At 74.7% G+C, this 13,213-nt stretch carries 13 protein-coding genes and 1 pseudogene; 7 read left to right on the forward strand and 7 right to left on the reverse strand.

Annotated features, from left to right (window positions below; all coding sequences use genetic code 11):
- Positions 1–36 precede the first annotated feature (36 nt).
- From ABZ719_RS15660 to ABZ719_RS15675, 4 genes and pseudogenes are all read right to left on the reverse strand, one after another.
- Entirely contained in the window at positions 37–801 is a 765-nt protein-coding gene (locus ABZ719_RS15660) for a class F sortase (RefSeq protein ID WP_366725716.1), read from the reverse strand.
- Positions 788–1,480 (reverse strand): hypothetical protein, encoded by a 693-nt coding sequence (locus ABZ719_RS15665; protein WP_366725717.1) that lies wholly within the window; start codon positions 1,478–1,480, stop codon positions 788–790. Before ABZ719_RS15665 ends, ABZ719_RS15660 begins: the two co-directional genes overlap by 14 nt.
- 378 nt (positions 1,481–1,858) lie before the next feature.
- Positions 1,859–2,476 (reverse strand): TetR/AcrR family transcriptional regulator, encoded by a 618-nt coding sequence (locus ABZ719_RS15670; protein WP_366725767.1) that lies wholly within the window; start codon positions 2,474–2,476, stop codon positions 1,859–1,861.
- A 413-nt stretch (positions 2,477–2,889) separates the two neighbouring features.
- Positions 2,890–3,396 (reverse strand): annotated as a pseudogene (locus tag ABZ719_RS15675) (hypothetical protein); the annotation flags it as partial.
- Positions 3,397–3,546: 150 nt separating this feature from the next.
- On the opposite strand from ABZ719_RS15675, the gene hmgA reads away from it, so the two are divergent.
- Genes hmgA through ABZ719_RS15690 form a run of 3 tightly spaced genes read left to right on the forward strand, consistent with a single transcriptional unit; the run spans position 3,547 to position 6,847 of the window.
- Positions 3,547–4,863, forward strand: a complete 1,317-nt coding sequence (gene hmgA / locus ABZ719_RS15680) for a homogentisate 1,2-dioxygenase (RefSeq protein WP_366725718.1) — start codon at positions 3,547–3,549, stop codon at positions 4,861–4,863.
- Positions 4,864–4,889: 26 nt separating this feature from the next.
- Entirely contained in the window at positions 4,890–5,639 is a 750-nt protein-coding gene (locus ABZ719_RS15685) for a GntR family transcriptional regulator (protein ID WP_366725719.1), read from the forward strand.
- Positions 5,640–5,665: 26 nt separating this feature from the next.
- The gene (locus ABZ719_RS15690; RefSeq protein WP_366725720.1) at positions 5,666–6,847 is read left to right on the forward strand and encodes a type ISP restriction/modification enzyme; all 1,182 of its coding nucleotides are present in this window, start codon (positions 5,666–5,668) and stop codon (positions 6,845–6,847) included.
- A gap of 207 nt (positions 6,848–7,054) precedes the next feature.
- Here ABZ719_RS15690 and ABZ719_RS15695 read toward each other — a convergent pair whose 3' ends face one another.
- Positions 7,055–7,768 (reverse strand): TetR/AcrR family transcriptional regulator, encoded by a 714-nt coding sequence (locus tag ABZ719_RS15695; RefSeq protein ID WP_366725721.1) that lies wholly within the window; start codon positions 7,766–7,768, stop codon positions 7,055–7,057.
- Positions 7,769–7,832: 64 nt separating this feature from the next.
- On the opposite strand from ABZ719_RS15695, the gene ABZ719_RS15700 reads away from it, so the two are divergent.
- Together ABZ719_RS15700 and ABZ719_RS15705 are read left to right on the forward strand one after the other, a co-directional pair.
- Positions 7,833–8,789, forward strand: coding sequence for an ATP-binding cassette domain-containing protein (locus ABZ719_RS15700; RefSeq protein WP_366725722.1), 957 nt, complete (start codon positions 7,833–7,835; stop codon positions 8,787–8,789).
- Entirely contained in the window at positions 8,786–9,568 is a 783-nt protein-coding gene (locus ABZ719_RS15705; protein WP_366725723.1) for an ABC transporter permease, read from the forward strand. The genes ABZ719_RS15700 and ABZ719_RS15705 overlap by 4 nt, the downstream gene beginning before the upstream one ends.
- A gap of 258 nt (positions 9,569–9,826) precedes the next feature.
- Here the strand turns inward: ABZ719_RS15705 and ABZ719_RS15710 are convergent, their stop codons facing one another.
- Positions 9,827–10,093 (reverse strand): hypothetical protein, encoded by a 267-nt coding sequence (locus ABZ719_RS15710; protein ID WP_037860555.1) that lies wholly within the window; start codon positions 10,091–10,093, stop codon positions 9,827–9,829.
- A 390-nt stretch (positions 10,094–10,483) separates the two neighbouring features.
- The gene (locus tag ABZ719_RS15715) at positions 10,484–11,290 is read right to left on the reverse strand and encodes an SGNH/GDSL hydrolase family protein (RefSeq protein WP_366725724.1); all 807 of its coding nucleotides are present in this window, start codon (positions 11,288–11,290) and stop codon (positions 10,484–10,486) included.
- A 163-nt stretch (positions 11,291–11,453) separates the two neighbouring features.
- On the opposite strand from ABZ719_RS15715, the gene ABZ719_RS15720 reads away from it, so the two are divergent.
- Complete coding sequence (locus tag ABZ719_RS15720; protein WP_366725725.1) at positions 11,454–11,840, forward strand: hypothetical protein; 387 nt, start codon at positions 11,454–11,456, stop codon at positions 11,838–11,840.
- Between the two features lie 241 nt (positions 11,841–12,081).
- Positions 12,082–13,176: a DUF5925 domain-containing protein gene (locus ABZ719_RS15725; RefSeq protein WP_037860557.1), complete on the forward strand. Its 1,095-nt coding sequence runs from the start codon at positions 12,082–12,084 to the stop codon at positions 13,174–13,176.
- Positions 13,177–13,213: the final 37 nt, after the last annotated feature.

Raw genomic sequence — 13,213 nt, forward strand, 5'->3', positions numbered from 1 at the left:
GGCCCGCTGGGGCCGGCGCCCTGCCCCGGGTGCGGTTCACTTCGTCGACGTCAGATGGGCGAAGACGACCACGTTGCTGGAGTAGCCGGTCCGGCGGGTGTAGAGGCCGCCGCAGGTGATGACGTGCAGTTCGGGTCTGCGGGCGGGTCCGTACACCTCCTTGTCGGGGAAGCGGGCCTTGTCGAAGACCCGCACCTTGTCGACGGTGTAGACGGCGGTACGGCCGTCCGCGCGCCGCACCTCGATGCGGCGGCCCGGCGGGAGCTGGCCGAGGGCGGCGAAGACGGCGGGGCCGGTCCTGGTGTCGCGGTGCCCGACCGCGAGTGCGGTGCCGGACTCCCCCGGCGTGGGGCCGCCCCGGTACCAGCCGACCAGCTTGGGCTTGTCGACCGGCGGCGTCTGGAGCTGCCGGTCCGCGTCGAGGCCGATCCCGGTGACGGGCGCGTCGATGCCGAGGGAGGGGATGCGCAGGGAGGCCGCCGGGGAGCGGGGCAGCGGCCGGGGCGGGGGTGCGGCGGGGGCCGTGCCGTCCCGGGGGCCGGAGCGCTCGCCGTCCGCGCCCGCGCCGCCGGAACCGCCGCCGCCCGGCCCGTCGCCCTCCGCCTCCTGCGGCCCTTCCGTCCCCGCGGTGGCCGTGGCGGCGGCGCGCGGTCCGGCCGCCCGCTGCGGCGCGCCGTGGTCGCGGTGCCCCTCGCACCGCATCCCCACCGTCACCAGGACGGCCGTCAGCACGGCCGTCCTGGCGAGGCGGTAGGCGCGCCTCAGCCGCCAGGGCCTGCGTCCGCGCCTACGCGGCACCATCGGTACGCCGGCGGTTCAGCCGGAGGTACGCGACCCCGCCGACGACGACGAGTCCGACGGCCGCGGCCCCGGCCACCGGGGTGAACGCGGCGGCCGAGGCCAGGCCGCCGCCACCCGCGTGCACGCCGCCCCGGGGGCCCTGCGGGTCCTGCTTGGCCGCCGGTCCGCCGTGCTGGTCGCCGCCGCGCTGGTCGCCGCCTTCCCGGTCGTGGTCCTCGATCTGGCCTCCGGGTCCCTGCGCGCCTTCCTTGCGTCCGTTCTCCTCACGGCAGTTGACGTGGAAGATCTTCTCCTTGGGGACGCCCGCGACGGTCCACATGAGCTTGTACTGCCCGTCGGCCAGCCCGAGCGGGTCGGTGTGTCCGGCACCGGCGGCCAGCGCGATGGTGCCGGTCACGGTGGCGCTGGTGGGCAGCGGGGGCATGGCCTGGATGGTGTAGCCGATGGTCGGCAGGACGTCGAAGTTGACGGCGTCCAGGTAGAACCGGCAGACCACCGGGTCGTCCTTGGAGACGCCGAAGGGCACGCCCACCCGGTGGATCTTGATGTCGCCGGCTTCCCCCTGGGCCACGGCGACGGGCGCTGCCAGCCACGTGGCACCCGCCGCGGTCAGGGCCGTCAGGGCCGCGGCGGCACGGACGCGGGAGCCGAGGGTGCGTGGGAGTGTCAGGGTGGGCATGCGCGTTCCTCCGAGTCAGACGATTTTCATACAAATCGCTCTTTCACCTGACTCTCTTTCACATCAACCCCTGGGTTCACCGCACCTCGCCCCGACGCGCCGCCCCCTGTCATCCGTCCGGCGCAACGGAACGCCGCACACGCCCGCCGTACGTGGCACACGCGGCGGCGTTCACGGCGCGCGGCCACCGTGCACGGCACACGGCCGGCGTACAGCGCGGGAGCGCACGCCCGGCGTGCGGCACAGGTCCGGCGCACAGCGCGTGCCAGGTGCAGGCACGCGCCCGGCGCACAGCGCGTGTCAGGAGCAGGCACGCGCCCGGCGCACGGCACGGGCCCCGTGTACGGCACGTGCCCGGCCACGGCACACGGGGTCCGCTCAGTCCAGCACCCGGCCCAGGTACGCCCGCAGCAGCTCCCGCATCTCGCCGATGATCTCCTCGTCGCCGCCGGGGTCGACCCGGAAGGCGAGCTGGACGAGGGTGTCGGCGGTCTCCACGGCTATCAGGAACGTGCGGCGCAGATCGTCGCCGGGTTCCTGGCGCAGGTGGCCGGCCAGCAGCTGGGTGAGGAGCTCGGCGAGGCGGTGGTTGGGCTCGGCCTGACGTGCGCCGAGCGGTATCTGGTTGCCGAAGTCGACGAGCGAGAACCCGGGGGCGGTGCGCTTCATCGCCAGGTACTCGTCGAGCACGGCGTCCAGGGCGGAGCGCCAGCCGCCGTCCGCCGTCTCCTTCAGGCGGTCCCGTACGCGTTCGGTGTAGCGCTCCAGGTTGCGGTGGGCCAGCGCGTCGGCCATCGCTCGCTTGTTGCCGAAGAACCGGTAGACCGAGCCGATGGGCACGCCGGCGCGCAGGGCGACGGCACGCGTGCTCAGCGCGTCGTAACCGACCTCGTCGAGGAGATCGGCGCAGGCGTCGAGGATCCTGGTCAGCCGTTCGGCGCTGCGCCGCTGCACGGGCGCGCGGCGGAGCGGGGTCGCATGGGGCACGGCCCTCATCATGCCTGTCCGCGGCAGCCGGGTGAAGCGCGCCCGGATGCACGTGCCGGGACCGCCGGTGCCCCCGGCGCGCGCACGGCACACCCCACGCCCGCATCCGCCACCGCACCGCCACCCGCCGGGGACGCCCCACCGGCCGCCGGCGCCCCACCGTCCGCGTACGTCGTACCACCCGCGGGCGCCACCCCACTCGCCGCTGCCGCCCCACCCCCTGCGGGCGCCCTACCCCCTGCCCGCGTCACCCCGCCCGCCCGCGTCGCCCCACCCCCGGGCGTCGCCCCACCCCCGGGCGTCGCTCCGACTCCGGGCACGGCGCCCCTCCCGGGCGTCGCACCACCCCTCGCCGTCGCGTCCTCCCCCGCCGTAGCACCGTCTCCCCGCGCCGCGCCCTCCCCCGCCGTCGCGCCCTCCGTGGCGTGCGGGTCGGACGCCGTGATGTCGGCCGTGCTCTGCACCGGCTTGCCGGACACCGCCCACACCGTGTCGTCGTCGGCGTACAGCCGGGCCGTGACGTGGTGGGTACCGCGGGGGACCAGGCGGGCGGAGAGGCGGTACTCGGGGGTGCGCAGACGGCCGACGGGACGGCCGTCGACCAGCAGCCGGGCGAGGCCGCGCCCGGCGGCGGGGCGCGCCGCGGTGCCGGCCGGGGAGAAGCGGAAGCGGCGGACGGTCAGCCGCACGTCCCAGCTGCCGGCGGCGTCCGGCCGCACCTCGACACCGATCTCCGGCGCGTCCTTCCTGTCCACCTCGCGAAAGGCCCGCCCCTCCTCGTCGGTGTGGCCGGTGATCCTGCCCACCGGGCCTGCCGATTTCCCTTCCCCGCTCCCCCGCGCGCCGCCCGCGCCGCACCCCGCCGACCCGGCGAGCAGCACGGCACAGACCGCGAGCGCGGCGAGAGGCCGGCGCGTCCACCACGTCATGCACCGGAGAGTAGAACAGCGGTCCGACGGCCGGATCCCTCTCAGGTCGGGTTCCGGCCGTCCGCCGCAAGGAGGGCCCGTGGCCCTCTTGCGCACGCGAAAACGCAATCCTACGGTGACCCATAGGAATCGGGTTGCAAGGGAGCGATCATGAGCGGGGACGCACGCAAGACCGCCGAGGCACTGGAGTACCTCTCCGGATTCGGCAACGAGCACAGCTCGCAGGCCGTTGCGGGCGCGCTGCCCGAGGGCCGCAACTCGCCCCAGCGCGCCCCCCTCGGGCTCTACGCGGAGCAGCTCAGCGGTACGGCGTTCACCGAGCCCAGGGCGCACAACCGCCGCTCGTGGCTGTACCGCATCCGCCCCTCGGCGGCCCACCCGGCGTTCGCCCGCACCGGCAACGGCACGCTGCGCACGGCGCCCTTCACGCAGACGGTGCCCGACCCGAACCGGCTGCGCTGGAACCCGCTGCCGGAGCCGGGGCGGGGCACGGACTTCCTCGCGGGCCTGTGGACCCTCGGCGGCAACGGCGACGTCGCCCAGCGCACCGGCATGGCGGTGCACCTGTATCACGCCAACTCCTCGATGGAGCGCGTCTTCAGCGACGCGGACGGCGAGCTGCTGATCGTGCCGGAGCGCGGCGGCCTGCTGCTGCGCACGGAGTTCGGCCTGCTGCACGCCGAGCCGGGCCATGTGGCGCTGATCCCGCGCGGGGTGCGCTTCCGCGTCGAGCTGCTGGACGCGAGCGCCCGCGGCTACGTCTGCGAGAACTACGGCGCCCCCTTCCGCCTCCCCGACCTCGGTCCGATCGGCGCCAACGGCCTCGCCAACGCCCGGGACTTCCGCGCACCGGTCGCCGCCTACGAGGACGTGGACGGTCCGGTGGAGGTGGTGAACAAGTTCTGCGGCAACCTCTGGGCGGCCACCTACGACCACTCCCCGCTCGACGTCGTCGCCTGGCACGGCAACCATGTGCCGTACGTCTACGACCTGCGCCGCTTCAACGTGATCGGGACGATCTCCTACGACCATCCCGACCCGTCGGTCTTCACGGTGCTCACCTCGCCGAGCGACACCCCGGGCCTGGCCGGCGTGGACTTCGTCGTCTTCGCGCCGCGCTGGCTGGTGGGCGAGGACACCTTCCGGCCGCCGTACTTCCACCGGAACGTGATGAGCGAGTACATGGGCCTGATCGAGGGCGCCTACGACGCCAAGGCGGAGGGTTTCGTGCCGGGCGGCGGCTCACTGCACAACATGATGTCGGCGCACGGGCCGGACCGGGAGACCTTCGAGCGGGCGAGCACGGCCGAACTGGCGCCGCAGAAGATCGACGACGGGCTGGCGTTCATGTTCGAGACGCGCTGGCCGCTCACGCTCACCCCGCACGCGGCCCGGGCGGACCACCTCCAGCTGCGCTACGACGACGTCTGGCAGGGCATGGAGAAGCACTTCAGGCCGTTGCACTGAGCGGGTCAGACCGGTACGGATAGGCCGTGACCTCCTTTGCTCCGGATTCGATCGTCCTGAACCGCAAGCTGCCGCTGTGGTACCAGGTGTCCCAGTCGCTGCGCGCCTCCATCCTCGGCCGCTCTCCCCGGGACCCGCTGCGTCTGCCCACGGAGGAGCAGCTGGCCGGGCACTACGGCGTGAGCGTGCTGACCATGCGGCAGGCGCTGAAGGAGCTGGAGGACGAGGGGCTGATCACCCGGCACCGGCGGCGCGGCACGTTCATCGCGCCGGCCGCCCACCGGGGCGCCCCGGTGCGGCTGCTCGGCTCGGTGGACGCGATCGTGGCCCAGCAGTCCGGCATGACGACCGAGCTGCTGGACCACGGCCCGGCGCCGGTGACCGGCGAACTCGCCGAGTTCTTCCCGGACCTGGAGGAGGTGGCGGCCTATCACCGGCTGCGCAGCGACGAGAAGACGGGCGAGCCCACCAACCACGCCCGCAACTACGTCCGTCCGGAGCTGGCCGAGCGGATAGCGCCGCAGGACCTGGTGCGCTGGCCGATGACCAAGGTGCTGCGGGACGTGGTGGGCGCCGACATCAGCCGGATCACGGACACCGTGCAGGCGCGGCTGGCCGACCCGGAGACGGCGCGGCTGCTGGAAGTGCCGCTGCTCAGCCCCATCCTGCACTACACGGGGATCACCTACGACGGTGCGGGCAGGCCGCTGGACGTGGTGGTCATCCACTACCGCGGGGACCGCTTCTCCTTCACGGTCACGCTCGACGCGACGTGACCTGCGCGCCGTCGCCGCGTCGTACGATGCCCGGCGTGACGCACGACGACGCCCCGCTGCTGGCGGACCTCATGCCGTGGTCCGTCGCACCGCCGCGGCTGGGCCGGGCATGGCCCGCGGCCCCGGACCCGGCGAGTCTCAAGGCCCGCTGGGACGCCCTGCTGAAGGCGGCGGGGCCCGACCGGGAGACCCTGTTCGAGCCGACCCGCTCCCGCACCCCGTACACCGCGGTGGGGCAGCTGCCGGGCCGCTCCGGCGGCACGGAGCCGCTGGTACGGGCCTCGGGGCCGTGTCCGGAGCCGGTCCGGGTGCTGATGGCACCCTTCGACGAGCAGTGGCTGCTGCCGGACAACCGGCTGATCGACGCGGCCCGGCCCGAGCTGTGGCGGGTGGCGGACGAACGGCAGATCTTCGTGGTGGAGACGGGCGCGGCCGCGGGCACCGCGGAGCCGGCGCTGCTGGCGACGTCGCTGCCGCCGTTCCCGCGGCCGGGCCGGATCCGCCCGCTGTACCGCCGCCCGGGGGCGCGGGAGCCGAACCTGGCGCCCGGACTGTTGGAGTACCTGGCGGCCCGTCTCGGGCACCGGCCCGACCCGGTCGACGTGCTCGCCTGGGCGCTGGCGGCGGCCCGGCCGGGTCCGGGGGGCCTCGCCGTCCCGCTCACCGCGGACGCCGGGCGGTGGGCACGGGGCGTCGAGGCGGGGCGCCGGGCGCTGTGGCTGATGCGCCGCGACGGTGAGCGGCCCAGGCTGCCCGGCGGGCGCCGCCCCTACGTCCGCGCGCCCCTGCCGGCCCGCCCGCTCGCCCTCCGCTACGACCGGGACGAGGAGACCCTCCACCTCGAGGGGGGCCGCATCTCGCCCGTGCCCGCGGCGGCCTGGGACTTCACGGTCGGCTCGGTACGGGTCCTGGAGCAGTGGTTCACGGCCCGCACGGCCGAGGGCGAACCGGGCACCCTGTCGGCGCTCCGCCCGGCCGCCTGGCCGCAGACGTGGACCTCGGAGCTGCTGGAACTCATCACCGTCCTGGCGCTGCTGGGCGAAGCGCGAGCCGGCGGGGAGGCGGCGGCGCCGGAGGCGGGGGACGCCGTCACGGCCGCCGATCTGCGGGCGGCGGGGGTGCTGCCGGTCCCGGATGCGGCCCGCCGGCCGGCCTCGGTCCTCGGCCTCGTGGAAGAGGGCCCCGGGGGCCAGTTCACCCTGATCTGACGGCCGGGCCCCGCGGGGCGTGCGACACGGACCGCCGCACGGACCGCCGCCGGACCGGGCCGGCCGGTTCCCCGGTGCCCCGCACGCCCGCACGTCTCCCGCGCCCGTACGCCTCCCGCGCGTCCACGCCGTGCGCGGCGGCCGCGCATGCCCTGGCCGTGCCGGACGCGCGCGCCCCATCCGCGCGGCGCGTCGGCGGCGCCTGCCTCAGCCGCGCGGCGCGAAGCCGTCCAGGACGCGCCCCAGGGCCCGTTCGAACACCGCCTCCAGATCGATGGGCCCGGCGTCCTCCGTGAAGGAGGCCGCCAGCCTCGGATAGGCGCCGGTGGCGATCTGGCTGCCCAGGTAGGCGATCCGCACCGCCGTCTCCTGCTCCTCCGACCAGGGCAGGGAGCGGGTGCGTTCGGCGACGGCCAGCTCGTTGGAGACGTACATGGTCACCACGGCGTTGACCATGGCGATCAGCTCCATCTTGGTGCCGTAGGACGCCTCCAGCGGGTCCAGGCAGCCCAGGCAGTGCTCCAGGTAGCGCAGGACGTTGGGACTGAAGCCGTAGACGCCCGACATCAGGCGCGGCAGCCAGGTGTGGCGGCGCATGAGGTCCCGGGACTGGTGGCCCACGCGGAGCATGTCGGCGCGCCAGTCGCCGCTGGGCTCCCACAGCTCGTGCTCGCCGCTGACGGCGTCCACCATCAGCTCGTGCAGGTCCTCCTTGCGGGGGACGTAGTTGTACAGCGACATGGTGCCGCAGCCCAGCTCGGCGGCGACGTGCCGCATCGAGACCGCGTCCAGACCGCCCGCGTCGGCCAGCCGGACGGCCGCCGCCGCGATGTCGGCGCGGGTGTAGGCAGGCCGCGGTCCCCGCCCCGCCCGTTCGGGGCGGGACCAGATCACTTCGGGTCGGGCCGGTCGGCCAGCCATGGATCATCACCTCGCCCCCTCATCCTAGTTACGTACACCGTACGTAGTGCGCTATGGTCGACGCATGACAACTACGTACGCTGTACTTAGTGAAGGTCTGGAGAAGCGTTTCGGGGACGTCCGTGCCGTGCGCGGCCTGGACCTGGCGGTGGCCGAGGGCACGGTCTGCGGCGTTCTCGGGCCGAACGGCGCGGGCAAGACGACGGCCGTGCGGCTGCTGACCACGCTGCTGCGGCCGGACGCCGGCTCGGCCCGGGTGGCCGGGTGCGACCTGGTGCGCGACCCGGCCGCCGTGCGCCGCCGGATCGGGGTCACCGGGCAGGACACGTCCGTGGACGCGGACCTCACCGGGCGGCAGAACCTGCGGCTGTTCGCCCGGCTGCACCGCGTCGCCGGCGGGGCGGCACGCACGAGCGAACTGCTGGAGCGGTTCGGTCTCACGGAGGCCGCCGACCGGACCGCGTCGACCTACTCGGGCGGGATGCGCCGCCGCCTCGACCTCGCGGCCAGCCTGCTGCGTCCGCCGGCCGTCCTGTTCCTGGACGAGCCGACCACCGGCCTCGACCCGGCCAGCCGCAACCGCATCTGGGACGCCGTGCGCGAGCTGAAGCAGCAGGGCACGACGGTGGTGCTGACCACCCAGTACCTGGAGGAGGCCGACCGGCTGGCCGACGACATCGCCGTGGTGGACCGGGGCCGCATCACGCAGACCGGATCACCGGCCCAGCTCAAGGCCCTGATCGGCACGCACGCCGAGGTCGTCGTCGCCCACCCGGACGAGATGACACGGGCGGCGGCCGTCCTGGACCGGCTCACCGGCAGCGAGCCGGTGTTCGACCACGAGCGGGGCGCCGTCGGCGCGGTCGCCACCGACCCCACCCTCACCCTGCCCCGCCTGGTGCGCGAACTGGACGCGGCGGGAGTGCCGCTGCTCGACGCGAGCCTGCGGCCGCCCACCCTGGACGACGTCTTCCTCCGGCTGACCGGACCCGCCCACGACAGCGAGGAGATCGCGGCATGAGCACGCTCACGTACGACGGCACGGCGATGGTGGGCCGGCAGCTGCGCCGGGTCCGCAACAACCCGGGCCTGGCGATCCTCACCCAGATCATGCCCATCAACATGCTGCTGTTCTTCGGCTACGTCTTCGGCAGCGCCCTGGCGATGCCCGGCCGGGAGTACCGTGCCTTCCTCGTGCCGGGGCTGCTGGCGGCGACGGCGGCCGGCGGGATCATGACGGGGATGTTCCAGGCCGCGCAGGACACCCACCGGGGAGTGATGGACCGGTTCCGCGCCATGCCGGTGAGCCGGGCGGCCGTGCCGCTCGGGCAGGCGGTGGCCGACCTCGTCGTCAGCGCGGCGGGCACGGTGCCGCTGCTGCTGGTCGGCCTGGCCGTGGGCTGGCGGATCGAGGGCGGCGCGGGACGGGCGGCGGGCGCCGTGGGACTGCTGCTGCTCTTCCGGTTCGCGTGCACCTGGGCCGGGATCCTGCTGGGGCTGCTCACGCGCAGCGAGGAGGCGGCCGGTCAGCTCGGCGCCTCGACCTTCGTCCTGCCGCTGCTGTCCAACGCCTACATCCCCACCGGCAATCTGACCCCCTGGCTGCGCACCCTGGCCGAGTGGAACCCGATCAGCGCGGTGACGACGGCCCTGCGCGACCTCTTCGGCAATGCGGCGGTGCCCCGGCACGCCGCCTGGCCGACGGCCCACCCGGTCGCCGGGACGCTGGCCTGGTGCGCGGTGCTGCTCGCCGTGTGCGCGCCGCTGGCGGTACGGCGGTACGCGCGCGCCGGGGGCTGACGCAGGGGGTGGAGTGCGGGCCCCGGCGGGCCGGTGGGCGGGGGCCGGTCCGAGCACCGGCCCGAAGACCGGACCGGACACCGGCGGTGGCACGCCGAACGGGCGCCGCGGGCCGTGGGGATGGCGGACGGCGGGACCGCGGCGCGGTACGGGACGGTGTGGTGATCCGGTCCCGGACCCGTGCCCCGAGCGGACGCAGGCCCAGGAACGTCCACGGCGCCCTCCGGAGGTGCCGGAGAGGCCGGGACGGCGGTGCCGCTAGTGCCCGCCGAACAGCGAGCGGCGCAGCCGGCGCAGGGGCGCGAACAGCGACACCCGGCGCATCCGCGCACCCCTGCCCGTGCGGTCGTGCGCGCCACGCGCGGTGAGTTCACGCATCAGCAACGTCGCCTCGGCAGCCTCTCGCTGCGGGACGGCAGGACCGCCCAGCACCGCGAGATGGCGGTCGAGGCGCGAGCTGGTCGCGCTGCTTCCGCAGGTGATCGCAGGGACCCTCGCCCTGCTGCGCACTGTTATCTGCTCCATGTCACTCCCCACCCGTACGAGTCCACCCGGCCCGGGCAGGGTAACCCTATCGCCCCGCACGGGCATGCGTGTATCACGGTCGCAGGATTCACCTTCTGCGCAAGGGGGTTGACGACTACTCTCCGAAGGCGCCCGATTCCGCGGCGAGTTGGACAACGGCTGGCAGACGGGCCGCGGCGCCCGCGGACACCGCCGCGCGGTCACGGCGAGTGATGCGGCACCGCTGCGGGAGGGCGGTCCGCCGAGGGCGTGTCCCCGGCAGCACGGACGCCCGCCCCCGGACGGGGAGGCGGGCGTCGCGTCGGTCTCCTCACCGCCGCCGGAACGTGGGCGATCTCACGTCGCGGCACCGGTGCGCCGCCGGGCGGTGGGGCGGCCGGGCGGCTGGTATCAGGCGGCGCTGTTGAGCACCGGCAGGTAGCCGCTGGAGTGGCCGGCCGCCGTCGGGTGGTAGGACTCGCCGATGTCGAGCCAGTTGACGCTGTGCAGCCAGGAGCTGCCGGAGCAGATCTCGTGGCCGCCGAAGGTGGTGCGGACGTCGCCGAAGGTGAAGCCGTGGTTCGCGGCGACCTTGGCGATGGCCGCGTCGATGTAGTCGGCCGCGCCGTTGATGGCCGACCGCTTGGTCTCCGACAGGCCGAGGCAGGTCTGGCCGAGCAGGTAGAAGCGGGGGTAGCCGATCACGACGACGTGAGCGGAGGGCGCCTTGCCGCGGATCACGGAGTAGAGGTTGTCGAGCTTGCCGGGCAGCGTCGAGTCGACGTAGGCCTTGGCGGTGGCGATGCGGGAGAGGCAGGTGCTGTCGGACTGGAGCACACAGGTCGTCATGACGTCGGAGAACCCGGCGTCGTTGCCGCCGATGGTGATGGAGACGAGGGACGTACCGGAGTCGAGCGGGCCGAGCTGGTTGGCGAGGACGTCGTCGGTCCTGGCGCCCGAGCAGGCGGTGAAGGCGAACGACGACGGGGCGTGGGCGGCGTTCCAGAGGTAGGGGTACGCCTTGGTGCTGCGGTCGCAGTCGCCGCTGGAGCTGATGTAGCTGCCGGCGCCCACTCCGGAGGAGTAGGAGTCGCCGAGGGCCACATAGCCCCCGGTGGCGGCCGGCTGCGCTGCCTGCGCCGCGGCCGTCCCGGTGAGGACGAGACCGACGGTGAGCAGAAGTGAGCCGACGCGTGCGGCAATTCGGGAACGTCTCATGGAACCTCCCTTTAGCAGCTTCTCTGCCGCATCCGTGGTAGCAGCTACGCGCGTCGACTGGAAGTGTCCATGCCAAAGAAAGTTCGTGAACTCCCGGGAAATCAGGGGGCGCAGGGGCGCACCGGCGCACGGTCTGAGTCCTCCTCCCACACTTCGTCAGAGGATGGACAAGAACCCGTACGGCGGCTTCGTCGTGTTGACGGCCCCCGCCCGGCCGCGCGCGGGGGAGCGGCGGCCTGGCCGTGACGCGGGCGGGGAGAGGCACCTCCCCGCCGGACACGGGGCCTGCCCGGCCCTGCCGGCACTGCCCCTGACGGTCCGTGAGCCGGGCCCGTACCGGCGGGCCGGGCGCGGCCGCCGCTTCGCGTGCGCGTGGCCCGTCCAGCTGGTGACCCGTCTGTTCGGCGTCCGCTCCGACCGGTTCGCGGGCACCTGCCCGTCGGCCGAGGTGGCCGCCGTGGACGGCATCGCCCTCCTCGGTCTCGGCCGGGGACGGAAGGAGTACGACAAGCGCCTGCCGGCGCGGGAACCCGTCGTGCCGCAGGGGTGAGTGAGTGCGCGTCACCGGGCGGGGCCGGGGCGCAGGGCCCGGCGCGCCCCGGGGGCGGGAACTGCGCGATGCGGGGCGGTGGCGGCCGGAGCGGGGTCCGGGCGCATTCGGCCTGAGCAGAGTCAGGGCCCGGGCGGCCGGAGCCGGGACCGGGCGCATTCGGCCGGGCGAAGCGGCCGACACGCGACGTACGGCCGGGAAACGGGGTGCGCGGGGCGGTCCGGTGACAGATCATGGCGGCATGTCTGCGAACCCACACGACGCTCTGCCGATCCGGCTCAACGTCGACGACTCCGACTCGCCGTCCGACGTCGTCGACGCGCTGTTCCTCGGCCGCTTCGCGACGGGCGAGCAGCCGTTCTCGCACGCGGTCAACATCGAACGGGTCCGGTCGGGCGCCACGCTGCTCCCGGACGGCGCCCGGGTGCTGCGGGTGGCCCGCGACGACGACCGCAGCGCCACCCTCGCGGAGGGCGACGGCTGGACCCTGCTGGTCTCCCGCTGGAACCGCGGGGCGGACGTCACGGTCACCGCGACCGACGCCGACCTGGCCCAGCGGATCCTGGACCAGGCCACGGACGGCGCGGCGGACGAACCCGAGCCGCAGCCGGAGAACGTGACGATGGGCTTCTGGTACGTCTCCCCGCGTCGCGGCCCGCACCGCACCACCCGGCAGATCGCCGCGGGCACCTGGGACGAGGTCCGGGCCAACTACACGGCGCCGGTCGCGGACGCGATGGACCGCCTGATGAAGACCGGCCCCCAGGACATCGCGGGCCGCCTCCTGCTGCTGCACGGGCCGCCGGGCACCGGCAAGACCTCGGCGCTGCGGACGCTGGCCCGTTCCTGGCGGGACTGGTGCCAGGTGGACTGCGTCCTCGACCCCGAGCGGCTGTTCTCGGACGTCGGCTACCTGATGGACATCGCCATCGGGGAGGAGGACTCGGCGGGCAGGGGCCGCTGGCGGCTGCTCCTGCTGGAGGACTGCGACGAACTGATCCGCGGCGAGGCGAAGCACACGGCGGGCCAGGCTCTCTCGCGCCTCCTGAACCTCACGGACGGCCTGCTCGGCCAGGGCCGCAACGTGCTGGTCGGGGTGACGACCAACGAGGACCTGGAGCGGCTGCACCCCGCCGTGGTCCGGCCGGGCCGCTGCCTGGCCCGCATCGAGGTGGGCCGGCTGACCCGCCGGGAGGCGGTGGACTGGCTGGGCACGGAGGAGGGCGTGGGCCGCGAGGGGGCGACCCTGGCCGAGCTGTACGCGCTGCGCCGGGGCACCTCTCCGACGGCGCTTCCGGAGCCGCGGGAGGGCGCCGACGCGGGGCTGTACCTGTAGGACGCCGGCGCCCGGCCGGCGGCCCTTGGCCTGTGCC

It is taken from the genome of Streptomyces sp. NPDC006743 (assembly GCF_040703815.1).
In the GTDB taxonomy this organism is placed as follows: Bacteria; Actinomycetota; Actinomycetes; order Streptomycetales; family Streptomycetaceae; genus Streptomyces.

Excerpts from the sequence above, each read along its gene's own strand:
- ABZ719_RS15690 (WP_366725720.1), top strand. The coding sequence starts at position 5,666 with ATGCCCGGCGTGACGCACGACGACGCCCCGCTGCTGGCGGACCTCATG.
- ABZ719_RS15715 (WP_366725724.1), bottom strand. The coding sequence starts at position 11,290 with ATGAGACGTTCCCGAATTGCCGCACGCGTCGGCTCACTTCTGCTCACC.
- ABZ719_RS15670 (WP_366725767.1), bottom strand. The coding sequence starts at position 2,476 with ATGAGGGCCGTGCCCCATGCGACCCCGCTCCGCCGCGCGCCCGTGCAG.
- ABZ719_RS15665 (WP_366725717.1), bottom strand. The coding sequence starts at position 1,480 with ATGCCCACCCTGACACTCCCACGCACCCTCGGCTCCCGCGTCCGTGCC.
- ABZ719_RS15700 (WP_366725722.1), top strand. The coding sequence starts at position 7,833 with ATGACAACTACGTACGCTGTACTTAGTGAAGGTCTGGAGAAGCGTTTC.
- ABZ719_RS15710 (WP_037860555.1), bottom strand. The coding sequence starts at position 10,093 with ATGGAGCAGATAACAGTGCGCAGCAGGGCGAGGGTCCCTGCGATCACC.
- ABZ719_RS15705 (WP_366725723.1), top strand. The coding sequence starts at position 8,786 with ATGAGCACGCTCACGTACGACGGCACGGCGATGGTGGGCCGGCAGCTG.
- ABZ719_RS15725 (WP_037860557.1), top strand. The coding sequence starts at position 12,082 with ATGTCTGCGAACCCACACGACGCTCTGCCGATCCGGCTCAACGTCGAC.
- ABZ719_RS15660 (WP_366725716.1), bottom strand. The coding sequence starts at position 801 with ATGGTGCCGCGTAGGCGCGGACGCAGGCCCTGGCGGCTGAGGCGCGCC.
- hmgA (WP_366725718.1), top strand. The coding sequence starts at position 3,547 with ATGAGCGGGGACGCACGCAAGACCGCCGAGGCACTGGAGTACCTCTCC.
- ABZ719_RS15720 (WP_366725725.1), top strand. The coding sequence starts at position 11,454 with ATGGACAAGAACCCGTACGGCGGCTTCGTCGTGTTGACGGCCCCCGCC.
- ABZ719_RS15695 (WP_366725721.1), bottom strand. The coding sequence starts at position 7,768 with ATGGCTGGCCGACCGGCCCGACCCGAAGTGATCTGGTCCCGCCCCGAA.